This window comes from Sphingomonas faeni, assembly GCF_040407505.1.
GTDB classification, from domain to species: Bacteria; Pseudomonadota; Alphaproteobacteria; order Sphingomonadales; family Sphingomonadaceae; genus Sphingomonas; species Sphingomonas faeni_E.
Genome location: NZ_JAPZPQ010000001.1, coordinates 1348414 through 1366005 on the forward strand (window position 1 = coordinate 1348414; position 17592 = coordinate 1366005).

Annotated in this window: 16 protein-coding genes; 5 read left to right on the forward strand and 11 right to left on the reverse strand. The window is 61.9% G+C overall.

Features of this window, described 5'->3' with window-relative positions:
- Positions 1-19: 19 nt before the first annotated feature.
- Both O6X71_RS06105 and O6X71_RS06110 read left to right on the forward strand, forming a co-directional pair.
- Positions 20-2701: a TonB-dependent receptor gene (locus tag O6X71_RS06105; RefSeq protein WP_353464942.1), complete on the forward strand. Its 2682-nt coding sequence runs from the start codon at positions 20-22 to the stop codon at positions 2699-2701.
- A 34-nt stretch (positions 2702-2735) separates the two neighbouring features.
- Entirely contained in the window at positions 2736-3986 is a 1251-nt protein-coding gene (locus O6X71_RS06110) for an MFS transporter (RefSeq protein ID WP_353464943.1), read from the forward strand.
- A 33-nt stretch (positions 3987-4019) separates the two neighbouring features.
- Here O6X71_RS06110 and O6X71_RS06115 read toward each other — a convergent pair whose 3' ends face one another.
- The 8 genes from O6X71_RS06115 to O6X71_RS06150 form a co-directional block, all read right to left on the reverse strand.
- The gene (locus O6X71_RS06115; RefSeq protein WP_353464944.1) at positions 4020-5765 is read right to left on the reverse strand and encodes a glycoside hydrolase family 13 protein; all 1746 of its coding nucleotides are present in this window, start codon (positions 5763-5765) and stop codon (positions 4020-4022) included.
- Between the two features lie 62 nt (positions 5766-5827).
- Complete coding sequence (locus O6X71_RS06120; protein WP_353464945.1) at positions 5828-6715, reverse strand: EamA family transporter; 888 nt, start codon at positions 6713-6715, stop codon at positions 5828-5830.
- Positions 6715-7461: an HpcH/HpaI aldolase family protein gene (locus tag O6X71_RS06125; protein WP_353464946.1), complete on the reverse strand. Its 747-nt coding sequence runs from the start codon at positions 7459-7461 to the stop codon at positions 6715-6717. Before O6X71_RS06125 ends, O6X71_RS06120 begins: the two co-directional genes overlap by 1 nt.
- On the reverse strand, positions 7458-8609 hold the full coding sequence (locus O6X71_RS06130) for a cobalamin-independent methionine synthase II family protein (RefSeq protein ID WP_353464947.1): 1152 nt from the start codon (positions 8607-8609) through the stop codon (positions 7458-7460). The genes O6X71_RS06125 and O6X71_RS06130 overlap by 4 nt, the downstream gene beginning before the upstream one ends.
- Positions 8610-8654: 45 nt before the next feature.
- The gene (locus O6X71_RS06135) at positions 8655-9419 is read right to left on the reverse strand and encodes an SDR family NAD(P)-dependent oxidoreductase (protein ID WP_353464948.1); all 765 of its coding nucleotides are present in this window, start codon (positions 9417-9419) and stop codon (positions 8655-8657) included.
- Positions 9416-10738, reverse strand: coding sequence for a histidinol dehydrogenase (hisD, locus tag O6X71_RS06140; RefSeq protein WP_353464949.1), 1323 nt, complete (start codon positions 10736-10738; stop codon positions 9416-9418). Before hisD ends, O6X71_RS06135 begins: the two co-directional genes overlap by 4 nt.
- A gap of 437 nt (positions 10739-11175) precedes the next feature.
- The gene (locus O6X71_RS06145; RefSeq protein WP_192191437.1) at positions 11176-11949 is read right to left on the reverse strand and encodes an oxidoreductase; all 774 of its coding nucleotides are present in this window, start codon (positions 11947-11949) and stop codon (positions 11176-11178) included.
- On the reverse strand, positions 11946-12275 hold the full coding sequence (locus O6X71_RS06150) for a nuclear transport factor 2 family protein (RefSeq protein ID WP_353464950.1): 330 nt from the start codon (positions 12273-12275) through the stop codon (positions 11946-11948). The genes O6X71_RS06145 and O6X71_RS06150 overlap by 4 nt, the downstream gene beginning before the upstream one ends.
- A 116-nt stretch (positions 12276-12391) precedes the next feature.
- Here O6X71_RS06150 and O6X71_RS06155 point away from each other — a divergent pair, with 116 nt between their 5' ends.
- A complete protein-coding gene (locus O6X71_RS06155) occupies positions 12392-13297 on the forward strand; it encodes a LysR family transcriptional regulator (protein WP_353464951.1) in 906 nt (301 codons plus the stop codon).
- A 116-nt stretch (positions 13298-13413) separates the two neighbouring features.
- Here the strand turns inward: O6X71_RS06155 and O6X71_RS06160 are convergent, their stop codons facing one another.
- Both O6X71_RS06160 and O6X71_RS06165 read right to left on the reverse strand, forming a co-directional pair.
- A complete protein-coding gene (locus tag O6X71_RS06160) occupies positions 13414-13701 on the reverse strand; it encodes a DUF1330 domain-containing protein (protein WP_353464952.1) in 288 nt (95 codons plus the stop codon).
- Positions 13702-13924: 223 nt separating this feature from the next.
- Positions 13925-14893, reverse strand: coding sequence for a zinc-dependent alcohol dehydrogenase family protein (locus O6X71_RS06165; RefSeq protein WP_353464953.1), 969 nt, complete (start codon positions 14891-14893; stop codon positions 13925-13927).
- Between the two features lie 189 nt (positions 14894-15082).
- On the opposite strand from O6X71_RS06165, the gene O6X71_RS06170 reads away from it, so the two are divergent.
- Complete coding sequence (locus O6X71_RS06170) at positions 15083-15712, forward strand: TetR/AcrR family transcriptional regulator (protein ID WP_056678353.1); 630 nt, start codon at positions 15083-15085, stop codon at positions 15710-15712.
- Here O6X71_RS06170 and O6X71_RS06175 read toward each other — a convergent pair.
- Positions 15709-16104, reverse strand: coding sequence for a tautomerase family protein (locus O6X71_RS06175; RefSeq protein WP_056678355.1), 396 nt, complete (start codon positions 16102-16104; stop codon positions 15709-15711). The genes O6X71_RS06170 and O6X71_RS06175 overlap by 4 nt on opposite strands.
- Before the next feature lie 334 nt (positions 16105-16438).
- Between O6X71_RS06175 and O6X71_RS06180 the strand changes: the two genes are divergently transcribed.
- The gene (locus O6X71_RS06180) at positions 16439-17428 is read left to right on the forward strand and encodes a zinc-dependent alcohol dehydrogenase family protein (protein WP_353464954.1); all 990 of its coding nucleotides are present in this window, start codon (positions 16439-16441) and stop codon (positions 17426-17428) included.
- The last annotated feature ends 164 nt before the right edge of the window (positions 17429-17592 follow it).

Sequence of the window (17592 nt, forward strand, 5' to 3'; positions counted from 1 at the left end):
ACAAAAATTAGGGGGCAGCATGACGGTTCGTCATTTCGTTACGGGGGCTTCGGTTTTCGCCATCGCCGTGTCCGGCCAGATGGCCTCGGCGCAGAGCACGACTGTCCCTGCTGCAACGCCTGCACAGCAGACTACGGCTCCGACCGCTACGGATGCCGCCTCCCCCCAGGCGCCGGCGCCTGACGCCGAGGGCATCGGTGACATCGTCGTCACCGCGCAACGTCGCGACGAAAGTCTGCAGAGCGTACCGCTGGCGATCACCGCCATCTCGGGCGAAACGCTTCAGAGCCGCGGCGTCGTCGACATTTCGCGTCTCAACGAATTCGTGCCCGGCTTCAGCTTCGGCCAGACGGGATCGGATGTTCGACCTGCCATGCGCGGCGTACGTACCGCGAACAACGGCGTCACAGGCGATCCGACGATCGGGTACTTCATCGACGGCATCTACCAGTCGCGCACGAGCCAGGCCGCACTCGGCTTTGCAGACGTCGCCACGCTGGAGGTCCAGCGTGGTCCGCAGGGCACGCTATACGGACGCAACACGTTCGGCGGGAACATCGTCGTGACCACGAACGCCCCGTCTCACGAACTCGATTATGGGTCGACGTTCACCGTCGGCAACTACTCGAAGATCCGCTACGAAGGGTTCGTCAACGTACCTTTGACCAGCAATCTCGCCGCCCGCATCGTGCTGGTGAGCGACCTCGCGGATGGCTGGGTCAGGAACAGGAATTTCTCACAAGCGGACCTGTTCGACGAGAACAAGAAGAACGTCCGCGGCGCGCTGAAGTGGGATCTGGGCGGTTTTTCGGCAACGCTGCGCGGTGATTACGTCCATCAGGGCGGCAACGGTGCATCGGCATTCGGCTACAAGCAGATCGGTAGCTATATCGATCCGGGCTCCTGCCAAACGCTGTTCAATGCCAGCTACATTGGTCTCAACGAACGCGCGGGCAACCGTGACGGCGTTGCCGATTGCCGGGTTACGACCGCCAGCCCATCGGCGGCCGTCGGCACCGGCGTGGATCTTGGCGTTCCCATCGAATATCCGGGCGACTGGCATACGATCGGAAACAACTACAAGCCGTTCCGCGACCTCAGTCAGGCATCGACGTCGCTGACAGCCAGCTACGACTTCGGTCCCGTCTCGGTGAAATCGATCACCGGCTATGTCCGATACCGTGGCCGCCGTACGACCGACTCCGACTTCTCAGCGTCGAGCATCGCCATCGATCAGGCGCGAACGCAGGCTGATACCTTCACGCAAGAACTGCAGCTCCTGTCGAACACCGGCAACAAGCTCGAGTACGTACTCGGCGGCTTTTTCCTCAACGACAATTTGGTCAACGGATTCATCAACCAGCAGTTGCCGCGTACTATCGTGTCGACTGCACTCGCGGCGCCGATAACGGCGCCCGCGAACAACGGCACCTACCAGTTCGAGCGTGTGAAGGTGTACTCACGTGCCGCATATGGCCAAGCGACATATCACCTGACCGACGCGTGGTCGGTCACCGGTGGTGTGCGCTACACGCACGAAAAGAAGACATATCTGAACGCCACGGGGTATTTCTACCTGCCTGCCGCCGCCCCGAACGGTGCCAATCCCCTGACTCTGATCACCATCGACGATCCTCTTCCGTCGAACGGCATTTTTCCTGCCGTACCGAATAACTGCGGGGAGAATGGCGTGACTGCCGCCACGGTGCTCAACTCCGCTGGCGCGCAGGTGTTGTCGACCTACTGCCCCCTGTCATTCAGCGAAGTGACGTGGAAGGGCGGCACGGAGTTCAAGCTCACCGACCGCAATCTCGTCTATGCCAGCGTGTCGACGGGTTTCCGCTCAGGTGGTTTCAATGCAGGCCTCGCAGCATCACAAAGCGCCCCGACGTTCGCGCCGGAGAAGGTCATCGCCTATGAGGTAGGGTCGAAGAACCGTTTCTTCGACAACACGCTCCAACTCAACCTCTCCGCCTTCTACAACCGCTACCGCGATCTGCAGGAAAGCCGCCAGATCATCGTCGGCGGGACCACGCTGCAGACGACCTTCAACGCGGCGCGGGCGCGGTCCTACGGCCTTGAGACGGAAGCGATCTGGCAGCCGACACGGGCGCTGACGTTCGGCGCGAACCTGTCGCTGCTCAACGCCAAGTACAGCAGCTTCAAGGACGTAACCCTGCCCTTCGGCGGATCGATCCTGGTCAACGATGCCACCCAGACGTCGGCGACCGTCGTCAACGGCGTCACAATCGCAGCAGCTGGTCAACGTCGGGTTTTCGCACCGGGATATGACTGCGGACCACAGAGCGGTACGGGTGGCCCCGGGCAGCCGGCGGTTGCGTTCACCTGTGATCTCTCGGGCAACAACATTCCGCACTCGCCGAAATACTCCGGCACGGCATACGCCTCGTACCGCTTCGAACTTGGCGGCGACAGCGCACTGACGCCCTTCGCCGCCATCTCGTTCGCCGGACATCATGACGAGCAGGCGTTTAACGATTGGCTGGCACGCGCGCCCGTCTGGCAGAAGGTCGATCTCAGCCTGACATACGATTACAGCAAGCAGCTCTCGGTCGAGGCGTTCGTCGACAACGTCACCAACGAGAAGGTCCAGACGCTGGTATCGTATGGCGGTACATCGCTTCAGGCGAGCTACAACCCGCCGCGCATGTATGGTCTCCGCCTGCGGTTCCAGCGCTGAGAGTGAACGGATGAGGGTGATGGGAGCTGTCGCAATGAAGATTCCCGTCACCCTTTCGGTGCCTGACGTCGCCGCCGCCCCCGATGCGGCGGTTACCGACACGGTGTTCGAACACAGCTTTGCGCGGCGCTGCGCGGCATTCGCCTTCGTACTGTTGGCCGAATTCTTCTATGGTTGGGCGTGGAACACGGTCGACGTGCTGCGGCCGTACCTGCGCGACAGTCTTGGGCTCAGCCTGACCCAGGCCGGCTCCGCCTATTCGGCGCAAGGTGCTGGGGCGCTGATCGGTGCGGTGGTGATCGGACAGCTGGCCGACAGGCTCGGCCGGCGCAACATGCTTGTCGTGATAATGGTCGGTTATGGCCTGATGCTTCTGGCCGGCGTCCTAGTCGCCAGCTATCCGCAACTCCTGCTGCAACGCTTCATCCTCGGGCTGTTCCTCGGCGGCAGCTTTCCGGTCGTCGTCGGGATTTACGTCAGTCTGTTTCACGCCAACGTGCGGGGACGGCTTGCGAGCGGCATCAACCTCACCTTCAGCAGTTCGATCGCGTTGCTCGGCATTGCGCTTGGCCATCTCGGCAATCACGACTGGCGCGTGCTCCTTTGGCTTGGCGGCGTGCCTCCTGTGCTACTCGCCGGACTTGCCTATCTCGTCGTTCCAGAGAGCTCGCGCGTCACGTCGCAGGCCTCGCGCTTCCCCGTCCGCGAGCTGTTCGCACCCTCGGTTCGGCGCCGCACATTGTTGCTGGCAAGCCTGACCGGCCTTAATTTCTTCGCGTACCAGGCGTTCAGCGGCTGGCTGACGATCTATCTCCACGACGTGCGCCACTTACCGCCCGACGTAACCGGGCAACTAGTCGCTGCGCTGTTCACCGGCAACATGATCGGAGGGTTCGTCTGGGGATGGGCATCGGACCGGCTGGGACGGCGTTTCGGTTCGTGGGGCTTCGCACTGGCCGCGGTAGCGATCGTGACCTACCTACTCGTCCCGACCATCCCCCCGCTGCTGATGGTCGTCGGCTTCGTCTATGGTTTCAGCTTCTCGTCGAGCGTCGTCTGGGGACCCTGGCTCGCCGAGCTGTACCCGCCGCATTTGAAATCGACGGCTGCATCGATCTTCAACTGGGGTCGCCTCATCAGCTTCTTCTCGCCACTCGTGACCGGCGCCCTTGCAAGCGCGTTCGGCCTGCAGGTCGCGATGCTCGCCGCGAGCGTGGCGTTCCTGATCGCGGCGTTGATCTGGCGCAGCCTGCCTGAAACGCTGGCGCGCTCCACGGCGGTTTAGACCCCCTCCTGCCGGGCAGGAGGAGCTTCTCATTCAGAGCTTATAGACGACCGCCTGCCATGGCCGGAGAGCCAGCCGGCCCGCAACCGGCAGAACATTCTGCTCCATGCTGTCGAGCGCCACCGAGCGCACCTGCAAGGTCTGCGGTAGGGTGTACGCTGCCGCTGTCCCCGAAAAGTTGATCACGGTCAGGTACCGCGCGGATCCCAAGGTACGCGTATAGGCGTAGACCTGCGGATGCGCAGGATCGATATCGTCATAGGCACCATATTGCAGCACCGGGGTCTTGCGACGCAAAGCAATCAGCGCGCGGTAATGGTTGAGCACCGATGCACGATCCGCCTGTTCCGACGCGACGTTGATCGTTGCGTAATTAGGGTTCACGGGAAGCCAGGGCGTGCCGCTGGTAAAGCCGGCATTGACCGACTTGCTCCACTGCATCGGCGTACGCGCGTTATCCCGACTGGTCTTGGCGAGTTCGGGCAGGAACTCGGCCGCGGTCACCTTGCCGCCGAGCACCTGATCGCGCCACAGGTTGCGCGCCGAGATATCGTCATATTGCTCGATCCGCGTGAACGGGAAGTTGGTCATGCCCAGTTCGTCGCCCTGATACAGGAACGGCGTGCCGCGTTGCGTCAGCATCATCGTCGCCAGTGCCTTTGCCGATGCCGGGCTGCCGTCGCCGAGATGCGACACCGCACGTGGCTTGTCATGATTGCCGATGAAACTGGTGTTCCAGCCATCGGTGCCCGCCGAACGATCTAGGTCGTCGTAGATCTTCTTGAGATCGACCAGCGACCAGGGCTTGGTCCGCCAGCCGTTTCGGTCGATGTTCACGCCCTCGAACCGAAAGATCATGTCGAGTTCGCCGCGGCTCGCCGCCGTGAACAGCGGTCCCTTTTCAGGCGTGACACCCACAGCCTCGCCGACGCTCATCGTGTCGTACTTCGACAGGACCTCGCGACGCATTTCTTTCAGATAGTCGTGAACGCGCGGGCCGCTCGCATAGACCTGATCTGGATGAAGCAGCTGCTCGGCGTTCAGATCGGGGAAGCGCGGATCCTTCGAGATGAAAGGTATCACGTCCATTCGAAAGCCCGATACGCCCTTGTCCAGCCAGAAGCGCATCAGGTCATAGACCTCGCCGCGAACCTTCGGATTGTCCCAGTTAAGGTCCGGCTGCTTCACCGCGAAATAATGAAGGTAATGCTCGCCACCCGGACCGACCTGCGTCCAGGCGGAACCCCCGAAAAACGCCGGATAGTTGTTCGGTGGTCCGCCGGCCTTGCCCGGTCGCCAGATATAATAGTCTCGGTACGGGTTGCCCGGTCCATTCTTCGCTTCGGTGAACCAGCGATGCTCGTCACTGGTGTGATTGACGACGAGGTCGATGATCAGCTTGATGCCGCGCGCCTTCATGCCGGCCAGCATCGTGTCGAAATCGGCCATCGTGCCGAACTGCGCGAGAACCTTGCGATAGTCGCGAATGTCGTACCCGTTGTCGGCGTTGGGGGAATCGAAATGCGGTGACAGCCAAACAACGTCAACGCCGAGCGACTTCAGATAGTCCAGCTTTGCGGTGATGCCGTTCAGGTCGCCGATGCCGTCACCATTGCTGTCCGCGAACGACCGTGGATAGACCTGATATACGACCGCCTCCTTCCACCAGCGGCGATCGGCCGCCTCCGTCTTCGCCGGTTGCGCGATCGCGGGGATGGCGCCGAAGCCGACCACCAGTGCGGCGGTGGCAAGAAGATGGCGGACGCGTGGAATGGGCAAAACACGAAACTCCCTGATACGTGAATTCGAATGCACGCGAAGCTGCGCGACTTGTCAATCCGTCATGCCGGCACGACCGCCGGACTACCGGCACCCGGCCTCGACATCGTCGACCCGATCGACGCCGCTACGACGCCGGCCATGCCGAGCCATTGCGTCATGCCGAGGCGCTCGCCGAGTATGGCGAAGGCAGCGGCCGCGCCGACCGCCGGCTCGAGACTGACGACTATTCCGAAGACCTGCTTCGGCAGGCGCTTGAGCGCGAAAATCTCGAGCGAGTACGGTAGCGCGCTGCACAGGATCGCGACGGCGAAGCCGATGAGCAGCACCTGTCCATCAAGCAGGGCGGCGCCGGCCTGCGCAATCCCCGCCGGCACCGCGATCAGCGATGCCACGCACAACCCCAGACAGACGATCTGCCGCTCCGGCACGTGCTCGCTCGCATGCTTGCCAGCGACGATGTAGAGCGCCCAGAACAGCGCTGCGAGAAGAGCAAAGCCGACGCCGACGGCACGGACGGGATGTCCGGAGGATCCCGGCAGGACCAGCGCGAGGATTCCGCAGACGGCCAGCAGTATCCACACCGCATCGAGGCGTGAGCGGGAATAGGCGACGGCGACACCGAGTGGTCCAAGAAACTCTATCGCGATTGCGACCCCCAACGGCAGACTCGTCAGCGCCGCATAGAAACTGAGGTTCATGAGCGCGAGAATGACGCCGTAGCCGACCACGGCGCGCGCCTGTGTCCCGTCCAGCCTCCACCGCCAGGGCCGCTGGATCACGACGAGCAACAACGCCGACAGGCCGATCCGCAACGCGGTAATCCCCGATGATCCGACGACGGGAAACAGCGTCTTGGCAAAGGACGTTCCGACGCAGAGGGAGACGATCGACAGGAGAAGCGGCGCGACAGGCCCGACTCCGGAGGATCCGTCACCCCGCCTGAACATCAGGCCTTCGCCGCCGCCATCAAAGCGGCGGCACCCGCCAGCATGAATCCATGATCGGATCCGAGCAGGAAAAGCGAGGCCCCCTTCTCGCGCCACAGCGGGATGTCGCCTGTGCGCGCCAGGAACATGCCGACCGGGCGCCCCTGCGCGCGTCCGGCTGCGCAGACGCGCTCCACCGCCGCGACGACGCGTGGGTCGTCCTGGCTTGCCGCACCGTAAGCGACCGTGAGATCGACCCGTCCTACGAACAGGGCATCGATGCCATCGACGGCGGCGATCGCCTCGATGTCCTCGATGCTTTCCGGATCCTCGATCTGGGCGATGACGATCGTCCGTGCCGAGCGCTCAAGATGATCCGCCATACTGCTGGTGGTGTACCCCGCCGCACGCGACGAACCGGCGTAGCCCCGGCCGCCTGCGCCATAGTGCGCCATCCGCACCAGATCGCGCGCCTCGTGCGCCGACCTGACGTGCGGTGCGACGATCCCCGTTGCACCGCAGTCGAGCGCGTTGAGGATGTGCTCGGGGGTCGCCACGGGGACGCGCACCAGCAGGTCCTTGCCCCCTGCTCTCGCCGCCATCGCGCAGCCATCTATTGCGATCCGATCGAAGGGCGCGTGCTCGGCATCGAGGCACAGACAATCCAGTGCCGACAGCGCCAGCACCTCGACGACGATCGGTGACGGCGTCTTGACGAAGGTGCCAACGATCAGTTCACCCGCCGTAAGGCGTTGCTTCAGGGTCATGTCGCTCGGCTCCACAATCGATCGCTCGCTCGAGATGCCCCTTCGGCGAGTGCGGCCAGTTTGGCATAGACGATGTCGGGATCCACCGCACCGAAACCGGCGAAGGTAGAGAAACCACAGTCCGTACCGGCGACGACCCGGTCGCGCCCGACCAATGCCGCAAACTGTTCGATGCGCTGCGCGACGACCTCCGGGTGCTCGACGAAGTTGGTGGTGGAATCGATGACGCCCGGGATCAGGATGCAGTCGTCAGGCACGAGCGCGGCGAGATCGCGGAACGCCTGCCAGTCGTGCTGGTGCCGCGGGTTCGACGTTTCGAACAGCAGCCCTTGCGGCTTGGCCTTCATCAGCACCGGCAGGATCGTGCTCATCTCGATGTCATGGGTATGCGGCCCTTCATAATTGCCCCAGCAGACGTGCATCCGCACCTGCTCGGGTGCGATATTGCGCAGCGCGTGGTTCAGCACCTCGACATGGCGTTCGATGAGGACCAGGTAGTCCGCGTCGCTACGATCCTTGTACATCATGTGCCGACCAAGCCCGAGGTCGGGACTGTCGAGCTGCAGGATCGTACCCGTCGCGGCAATCGCCTCATATTCGGGTCGCATAGCCTCCGCGAGCGCCTCCAGATAGGCATCCTGGGTCGGATAGTGCTGGTTGGGCTGGAACAGCGCGATCACGCCGGGAGACGCAGCGTTCATGAACGCGCCCGTGGACTTGTGCCGTTCCACTGCGCGCGTGAGATGCGCGAGATCGGCTTCCAACGGCGCGAGCGTCTTGGGTGCGACGGCGCCTACGCAGCAGGGCCGGCGGTAGGTCGGCGTCCCGCCGCTCGACGCCTGACGCGCGAGGAAGCTGGGGAATGCTTCCAGATCGGCGGGCGCCGACCGCGGGCTGTCGCCATTGAACCCGGTGACCCGGTCCTTGATATAGGTCGCGTAGGATATCTTCGACATCTCGCCGTCGGATACTAGGTCGACTCCAGCCGCGATCTGCCGTGCGACACAGGTGTCTACGGCTTCACCGATCACCCGATCAAAGGCCGCGGGATCGATTGGCTCACCGCGTTCGTGCGCGAAGACGAGATCGGTCACGGCCTTGCTGCGCGGCAGCGAGCCGACATGCGTCGTGAGAATGCGGTCGGTCATGCGTTATCCTGTTTGAGAAGCTATCGTGGCCAAGACCCGACGGCGTCAATCCGCGGTCCAGCCACCGTCGACGACCAGGCTAGTACCCGTGATCAGCGCCGAGGCGTCGGACGCAAGGAACAACGCCGCACCCATCAGGTCTTCAACGGTGCCCAGACGGCCCAGCTTGATCTTCGCCAATACGCTCGCCTTGAACGCGGCGTCCTCGAAATACGGCTTGGTGAGCGGCGTCTCTATGAATGTCGGCGCAATCGTGTTCGAGCGGATGCCACGTGCCGCGAGGTCGAGTGCGAAGCCTTTGCTCATTCCCTCGAGACCCCATTTGGATGCACAGTAGAGAGACCGATTGACTCCACCGACATGCCCCATCTGAGACCCCAGGTGGATCAGTGATCCACGAACGCTGTCGGCGAGCATTCGGCGAACACAACCTTGCGCCACGAAGAACGCGCTGCGCAGGTTGAGGTCCAGTACCGCGTCGTAATCGTCGCGCGTCACGTCCTGCATGGGTTTCGGCCGGTTGGTACCCGCATTGTTGACGAGCACATGAAACGCCGACTGTTCTGAGAAGAAGCTAGCCACCGCGTCGAGGTCGGCAACGTCGAGTATGCATGCCTCCGCCTGTCCGCCCGCCGCGCTGATCGCATCAGCGGCGGCCTCGACGTCGGCGCCGGTGCGCGCGACGAGCGTCACCGAGGCACCTGCCTCACTCAACGCTGCGGCGAGGGCGAGGCCGATGCCTCGGCCCGCCCCCGTCACCAAAGCGCGCCGGCCATCGAGGCGGAAGCTGGGCGTGCGCGGAAGCGTCACTCGGCAGCGACCAGGGGCGCCGCCACACCGGCGTACGGGATATTGCGGCCACCATAGCGCCGCACCCGGATGTTGGCCTGTTCGCCGTGGCCCGCAAACCCTTCGAGCGCGCACAACCGGCTGCAATATTCGCCGATCATCGCTGACGCCGCGTCGGTTGTGACGCGCTGATAGGTGCAGGTCTTGAGGAACTTGCCTACCCATAGCCCGCCGGTATACCGCGCCGCCTTCTTAGTCGGCAGCGTGTGATTGGTGCCGATCACCTTGTCACCATAAGCGACGTTGGTCCGTGGGCCGAGAAACAGCGCACCGTAGTTGCTCATGTTCGCGAGGAAATAATCCGGATCACGCGTCATGACCTGAACGTGCTCGGAAGCCAGGTCGTCGGCGATCCGCACCATCTCCTCATCCGAATCCGCGACGATCACTTCGCCGTACGTCTCCCACGCCTTGCGGGCGACATCGGCGGTCGGCAGGATCGTCAGCAACCGCTCGATTTGCGCCATCGTGTCACGCGCAAGCTTCTCCGACGTGGTCAGCAGGATCGCCGGGCTGTCGGGACCATGCTCGGCCTGCCCCAGAAGATCGGTCGCGCAGAGCTCCCCATCTACCGTCTCATCGGCGATGACGAGCGTCTCGGTTGGCCCTGCGAACAGGTCGATTCCGACGCGGCCGAACAACTGTCGTTTCGCTTCTGCGACATACGCATTGCCTGGACCCACGAGGATGTCGACCGGAGCGATCGACTGCGTGCCGATCCCCATCGCAGCGACCGCCTGGATACCGCCGAGACAGTAGATCTCGTCAGCGCCCGCCATTGCCTGCGCCGCGACGATCGCCGGAGCGGGCTTTCCCTGGAATGGCGGTGCACAGGTTATCACGCGAGCGACGCCAGCGACCTTCGCCGTGATGACCGACATGTGCGCCGATGCCAGCAATGGGTACTTTCCACCTGGCACATAGCAACCCGCGGCGTTCAACGGGATGTTCTTGTGCCCCAGCACCACGCCCGGTAGCGTCTCGACCTCGACGTCGGTCATGCTCGCGCGCTGCACCTCTGCAAAGCGTCGCACCTGCGTTTGAGCGAACTCGATATCGCTGATGGCCTGGGAATCCAGTTGATCGATACAGTCCTGGATCTCCGCTGGGGTCAGTCGGTAGCTCTCACGGTCCCAGTTATCGAAACGGATCGACAGGTCTCGAACGGCCGCGTCGCCTCGGTGCTCGATATCCTCCAGAATCGCTTCGACCGCAGTTTGCACTGCACGCCCCTGTTCTGCTCGTACGGACGGTAGCGTGCCGGTCTTCAGGTGCCGCATTTCTCTCTCCCTTGCATTCGGATGCAAGGCTACTATGATCGCTGCTCGACGACAAGGGCGTATCGCCGCGTTCCGGAGTGAGCGGGAGACTGACAGCTATGCATTCACGTCGCTCTATGATTTCGTTCGGCTTGATTGCCGTTGCGATCGCGATATTGATCATGGTCCAAACATTTGGCGGCCATCTCGATAGCTTGGACCCACACTTACTCGCCAGAGGACACTAGATTATCTATGAGGCTTAGCGACTTTATCGGATGGCTCAGTTCTAATAGCTATACCCGCGCACTTGTAGCTTACTCTGCAGTTCGAGAAGACCCACAAGCAGACGTTCCGGCACCTTTTCCTGCCCCTCAACTTCGGCCATTCGTTCATGAGCCCGCTTTCGATTTGCGAGCGGACGGATCAGGGCTTCGCGTCCAGAGCGCTCAGGAGCCTTACGCCGTCGGGACAGTGCCGCCATCAATCACGAATTCGGTTCCGGTTATGCTGCCTGCCCGATCAGAAGCGACGAACGCGATGAGGTTCGCCACCTCGTCAGGAGTAGCTGGTCGGCCGAGCGGTATGCCGCCCAGTGAGGCCATGATCATCTGCTTCCCCTTCTCAGCGCCGTCCTCACCGCCGAGACGTTTGGCCAGTGCGACGGAGGCCTCGGTTTCAATCCAGCCAGGCGACACGCGCACAACCCTTACCCCTGCTGGCGAAACCTCTTTTGACAAGCTTTTGCTGTAGGTAGAGAGCGCCGCCTTTGCAGCGGCGTAGGCGGTTGTCGCTTCCGGCAATGGCATGACGTGCTGGATCGAAGTCACATGGACGACCACCCCCGCGCCCCGCGAGACCATTTCCGGAACCAGCGCCCGATCGAGCCGGATGGCCGGCATCAGGTTGAGGTCGAGCTCCTTCGCCCATTCCTCTTCGCCAAGAGCGACGAACCCGCCTGCTGGCGCCGAGGAACCGCCTAGCATGTGAACGATGATGTCGACCCCGCCCATCCGCTCGCGGACCGCGTCGGCAAGAGCTGCGCAGCCCTCCACGGTGGTAAGGTCGGCCGCGAAGAAAAGCTCCTTAGGTAGTGTTTCTGGCTTGCTCCGAGCAGTAGTCAAAACGTGAGCACCCAGCTCACGAAACAGAGAAACCGTCGCAGCGCCAGCGCCACGGGTTCCTGAGGTGATGAGGGCGCGCTTGCCTTCCAGCGAAAGGAACGGAATCACAGCGCGATCTCCAGACCGGCAATCGCACCATGGGCAAGCGTAAACTGGTATCGCAGGTCGACGGGACTGCCCGGGAAGTTCCCAACTACATGGCTTGTCACGACGGCTTTATTGCCTTCGTCGGTAATGGCGAACGGCTCAGTGGCGCAGAGGTATTTTGCGAGATAGCCCACGGCCCACTCCTGGATCGCATCGCGACCAGTGTAGGTGTGTCCCTCGTCCTGCACGGTCGCATCGGCGGTGAAACATCCAGCGATCGCCGCTGCATCGCGTCTCCTGTCCGCGTCGAGGTATCTCGCAATCCCAGGTGGCAGATCGATGGCCATGACGTCCTCCATTTCGCAGCGAAGCGCTCGCTCCGCTCTCCCGAACCAAAGTATGGATGGACGGCCTGTAGGATAATCAGGATAGATAGGGATGAGGCGTCACGGAAAGCGGGACAATGTCACGGTCGGGACTGATTGAGCTGGAGGCGATCCTCGCCATTGTCCATCGCGGCTCATTCCGCGCGGCTGCGATTGATCTCGGCATGTCCACAACCGCGCTAAGCAACGCAGTCGGCAAGCTTGAGCAGCAGCTCGGCGTTCGTCTGCTCAATCGGACTACGCGCAGCGTCTCGCTAACAGACGCCGGAAGAACTTTTGTCGGCCAGATCGCGCCGGCGGTTCAAAGCATCCAAGACGCCATGAACACGGCGCGATCGCAGCAGAGTACGCCGTCGGGTATCCTGCGCATCAATTCCTTCGCAACCGCCGCTCGAGAAATCCTGTCTCCACTGGTTTTGGAATATATACGTCGGTACCCGCAGGTTCACATCGATCTTGTCACCGAAGGACGTCTTGTCGACGTTGTGGCGGAGGGCTTTGATTTTGGCATTCGCACCGCCGACCTGATCCCAAGTGATACGATCGCGATCCCGGTCGGCGCTCCTCGGCGCTTCTCCGTAGTGGCGTCGCCGGCATATCTTGAGAAGCGCGAGACGCCGCAGGTGCCGCATGATCTCCTGGCGCACGCCTGCATCCGCGTGCGGTTGCCCAATGGCGCGCCGTATCGTTGGCATTTCGCGAAGAACGGCGAGTCGATGCAGATCGATGTACAAGGCCCAATCACATTGGACGAGGCCAGCCTGTCTCGAATTGCCGCGCTGGATGGTGTTGGGATTGGGTTCTTCATGGAGGCGGATGTCCGCGACGATGTCGCATCGGGCAGGCTTGTCCAGATGTTGGAAGACTGGACCCCGCCCCTTGCACCGCTATGCCTCTACTACCCGGGCAGGCGCCATTCATCGGCCGCGTTCAAAGCGTTCATCGATCTCGCCCGGGAGATTGCTGCGGTCACACGACGCTAACCCCCGGTCGCGGATATCCGCGGCTTAAATAGGGCTTCTCGGAGCCGCTATCTGCTTATCGACTGGATGGCGCCGTCGGCGCGGAGTTTAGCCCGGAAACCGTGCATCTTGCATAGCTACTGGCCGACGACGATCAGACCGTTTGAAGTCGCTGCCGCCTGTCGGACGGCCTTTAACGGCTGGTATTCCGGCGCGTCGTAAAAGTCGCGAACAGCCTGGCGGTTCGAAAACTCCAGCACGACTAGCCACGTCGGGGACCAGTGTCCCTCGATGATCTCGGGCTGGACGTCTTTGACGAGCGGTTTGCCACCGAACTGCGCGGCCAAGGCGATCGCAGCGCCCTCGTAGTGGGTCATAGCCTGCAGATCACGTACTGTGAGATCGATGAGGACAAGGGCAGTCATAGGAGTTTTGCCTAGTGATAGAGGGTTGCGGGTGATCCGCCCGCGCTACCCGAACGCCAGTTCGCGACTGACGTCCGATAGCCTTGAGAAAGCGCGAATCTGAGCGGACGTGTAATGACCGGCTCGAGAACGACGCCCTCAAAGACGATCTGTACGAAGTGATTCCGGCTCAGACGTTGAGCCGGCCAGTCGATCAGGTCATCGGCCGGGCGGCTTAACGCAGTCAGATAGCCGTGAAGTCGATAATGACCTTGCCGCCGCGCTCAGCATGGATAGCGGCTTCGACGATTGCGGACGGCGGGTAGATGCCGCTGATCGGTGTGTGCAACGTCCCGCTGACGACAAGCGGCAAGACGTCTTTGACCGCGGCAGGAGCGGCAGCGGCGGAGTCCGGGTTGCCAAGGAAGAAACCGTGGACGGTCACCTGCTTGAAGATTGGCAACCAGGCCGGGATCGACATCGTCGCGCTGCCCAGAATGGAGTAGGCGACGACGGCCGCGCGGGGCGAGACGATGTCGGCGATAAGGCCAATCGCCTCGCCGCCGATCGCATCGATACCCAAACCAATGCGACCGCCCTCGACCGCCCTCTCTGCCTCAGCTTTGGTGTCGTCGCCAGCGACCAAGACCACGTCGGCGCCGGCGGCCTTCAATTCGTCGACAAGTTCGGGACGCCGGACAATGTTGAGCGTCTTCAAACCGCGAGCTTTCGCGACCCCGATCACCGATCGGCCCACCCCCGAATTTGCGGCGTTCTGGACAACCCAGTCACCTGGTTTCAGTGTCGTATATTCGCTGAGCAAAAGGGCCGCAGTCGGCGGGTTGATTCCCAGCATCGACAACTGATGCAGGTCGGCGTTGGGAAGAGCGAACAGTCCCTCTGCAGGAATGGTCATCCGTTCGCGCCATAGCCAGGTAAAGACTGGAAGAAGCACGCGGTCACCGATGGCGAGATGATCGACGTCCTCGCCTAGGCCAATGACGCGGCCAACCCCTTCGTTTCCAACAGGCCCAGGAGCGGTTGGCAGAACGGGAAATCCGCCTTTGATCACGTAGAGGTCATGGGGATTGAGTGGCGAGGCCTCGAGTTGGACCAGCACCTCGTTCACGCCGGGCGCGGCTGGCTCCGGCAGATCGGTGAAGCGCAACACTTCACGAGGCTCGCCGAAGGCGGAAATCTGGATCGCTTTCATCAGGATACTCCTTGATCGAGCGGCATGGCCGCAGCGGTTGGTTAGTGGAGCGGTGGCTCCATAAACAGGCCCTGGTCCGTGAATTTGCCGCAGTCAACGCAAAAGTGGAGCCGTCGCTCCGAATATGTTAGGTCGCAGATTAGAAGACCTGAGCGATGTCCGTTCACGTCGCAGGCAGGAAGAAACGCGATGACGACTAAGGTTGAGAGCCAGACCCCTCGCGGGCGCGGACGACCACGTCTGTTTGATCGGACAGCGGCGCTCGACCGGGCAATGCGCGTGTTTTGGGACAGGGGTTACGAGGGCACGACGTTCGACGAACTGATTACCGCGATGGGGCTAAGCCCCTCGAGCTTCTACAACGCGTTCGGTAACAAGGAGGCCCTCTATCGCGAGGCGGTCGGTGCATACCTCACGGGGCCGGGTGGCTTCTTCCCCAAGGCGCTCGCTGGCGAGGGCTCGGCACGCGATGCGTTCGCGCGGCTGATGATAGCTACGGCTGCCGCGTATACTGACGATACCGGTCCTGCGGGCTGTATGATCTCACTGGCCGGGTTGCACGACGCCCCCGAACGCGCCGACCTCCGCGACTTCATGCGTGAGGTCAGAGGCCGGTCGCTTGCGTTGATGGTAGAACGCCTCGACGAGGGCGTCCGAAACGGCGACCTGCCTAAGGGGACTGACGTCGCCCAGATCGCCGACTTCTTCGAGACAGTGTTCAGGGGCATGGCGGTCCGTGCGCGTGACGGTGCAGATCGCGAGATGCTTGAAAAGACTGGTGTCATGGCGCTTGACGCCTGGCCAGGCGGCCGGGCCTAGTCGTCGCCCTTGTCGAATGGACTGACACCTCGCCCGAACGAGAAGTTCTCTGATGGTAGGGGAATGAGAGTTACGAACACATCGTCCGGCCTGATCCCGACATTGTCGTGAAGGCGCTGGACGATCTCTTTTAGCAACACTCGCTTTTGCGACATGGGGCGCGATGCAGGGATGTGCACAGAGATGATGATCGCGCCCGCTGAGCGATCCACGTCCCCGTAGGTAGGATGGAGAAACAGATAACCTTCGGCATGCTCGTTGATCACGACAAACTTGTCCTCGGGAGGCAGGCCGAAGCTGGCCTGAAGCGAGTGCGCGAGGGCGTCCGCAATGGCCTTACGCTGATCCAGGGAAAACAGGTCCTTGGGCACATGGACGTTAAAAAAGGGCATGACGTGATCCTCATTGCATAGTGCTTACATGAAGCGTGTGTATTTGGAGTAGAGGCTCCACAAACTTGCTCTGCTTGCGATTTGCAGGATCGTCAACGAGTTTTGGAGCCAAGCCTCCAGATCATAGCGGAGGATGACCTTGTCCCAGACATTCCTGACGCTAGCGTTGGCATCAGTCTCAACGTGACGGGCCACCCGGCCCCCGAAAGAAACTGAAGCAGCATGACAACCTTAAATGGAGTTCTTACTCCATATTGTGTTGACGCTTGGCGGAACGTCGCTTATCGGTTTTTGGAGCACGCGCTCCCTAAAGCGATGCGCACGGAGATTCCTGATGACCCGAGTAGTCCGAATTCACGAATACGGTGACGCCAGCGTTCTCCGAATTGATGACGTAGACGTGCCGGCGCCGGCAGCCAACGAGGTTCAGATCAAGGTCAAGGCGATCGGAATTAACCGTGCCGAAGTGATGTTCCGCAATCACGCCTATCTACAGGAGGCACACTTTCCAAGCCGCCTTGGCTACGAAGCTTCGGGCGTCATCGAGCTGGTCGGTGAAGCAGTCGAAGGTTTCGCCATCGGCGATGTGGTCAGCGTCATTCCCTCACAGGATATCACTAACGGCGGCACCTATGGCGAACTGGTCAACGTGCAATCACGCTTGGTCGTAAAGCATCCGGAGACATTGTCTTTCGAGGAGGCCGCAGCGGTTTGGATGCCTTATGTCACGGCTTGGGGCGCGCTTATCGAACAGGCAAAGCTGTCCCAAGGTGAGGCCGTCATCATCTCGGCGGCGTCCAGCAGTGTCGGCATTGCCGCGTTCCAGGTCGCTAAACTTGTCGGCGCTACCGTCATCGCAACGACGCGAACCGGCGCTAAGCGCCAAGCTCTTTTAGATGCCGGCGCCGACCATGTCGTAGCGACGGACGAAGAGGACCTTGTAGCGAGGGTTCTCGAAATCACGGACGGGATCGGCGCTCGCGTCGTATTCGACCCGGTCGGCGGCCCTTCGTTCGAGCCACTGACGGCCAGCATGGCGCGAGGCGGGATCCTGCTGGAGTATGGGGTGCTCAGCGCCAATCCCACGCCGTTCCCGTTGCTTACCGTCCTCAGCAAGTCCCTAACGTTGAAGGGATACCTTTACACCGAAGTGGTATCCGACGATGCCATCCTCGAGCGCGCTAAGACGTTCATCACGGACGGTTTGGTATCGGGTGCCCTTAAACCCCTGATCGCGCGTGCCTTCGCTTTCGCCGACATTCAAAACGCTCATCGCTTCCTGGAATCCAACGAGCAAATCGGCAAGGTCGTGGTTACGCTCTGACCTGGTTCCGGCCACTCAGCCTACTAAAAGCGCTATTCGGAACCGGGCATCCATTCAGCTCCCACCGCGGAGCAGTGTTACGCTCCGTAGTATCGTTCGACCTCACCCAACTGGAGCGTGAGCGCTCTGCTGGGCAAATGAATAGTTAGTCTCTGCCGTTCGTC

What these genes read in the sequence shown, in the direction of transcription:
- O6X71_RS06105 (WP_353464942.1), top strand. Translation starts at nt 20, where the DNA reads ATGACGGTTCGTCATTTCGTTACGGGGGCTTCGGTTTTCGCCATCGCC.
- O6X71_RS06110 (WP_353464943.1), top strand. Translation starts at nt 2,736, where the DNA reads ATGAAGATTCCCGTCACCCTTTCGGTGCCTGACGTCGCCGCCGCCCCC.
- O6X71_RS06120 (WP_353464945.1), bottom strand. Translation starts at nt 6,715, where the DNA reads ATGTTCAGGCGGGGTGACGGATCCTCCGGAGTCGGGCCTGTCGCGCCG.
- O6X71_RS06125 (WP_353464946.1), bottom strand. Translation starts at nt 7,461, where the DNA reads ATGACCCTGAAGCAACGCCTTACGGCGGGTGAACTGATCGTTGGCACC.
- O6X71_RS06130 (WP_353464947.1), bottom strand. Translation starts at nt 8,609, where the DNA reads ATGACCGACCGCATTCTCACGACGCATGTCGGCTCGCTGCCGCGCAGC.
- hisD (WP_353464949.1), bottom strand. Translation starts at nt 10,738, where the DNA reads ATGCGGCACCTGAAGACCGGCACGCTACCGTCCGTACGAGCAGAACAG.
- O6X71_RS06150 (WP_353464950.1), bottom strand. Translation starts at nt 12,275, where the DNA reads ATGGCCATCGATCTGCCACCTGGGATTGCGAGATACCTCGACGCGGAC.
- O6X71_RS06155 (WP_353464951.1), top strand. Translation starts at nt 12,392, where the DNA reads ATGTCACGGTCGGGACTGATTGAGCTGGAGGCGATCCTCGCCATTGTC.
- O6X71_RS06160 (WP_353464952.1), bottom strand. Translation starts at nt 13,701, where the DNA reads ATGACTGCCCTTGTCCTCATCGATCTCACAGTACGTGATCTGCAGGCT.
- O6X71_RS06165 (WP_353464953.1), bottom strand. Translation starts at nt 14,893, where the DNA reads ATGAAAGCGATCCAGATTTCCGCCTTCGGCGAGCCTCGTGAAGTGTTG.
- O6X71_RS06170 (WP_056678353.1), top strand. Translation starts at nt 15,083, where the DNA reads ATGACGACTAAGGTTGAGAGCCAGACCCCTCGCGGGCGCGGACGACCA.
- O6X71_RS06175 (WP_056678355.1), bottom strand. Translation starts at nt 16,104, where the DNA reads ATGCCCTTTTTTAACGTCCATGTGCCCAAGGACCTGTTTTCCCTGGAT.
- O6X71_RS06180 (WP_353464954.1), top strand. Translation starts at nt 16,439, where the DNA reads ATGACCCGAGTAGTCCGAATTCACGAATACGGTGACGCCAGCGTTCTC.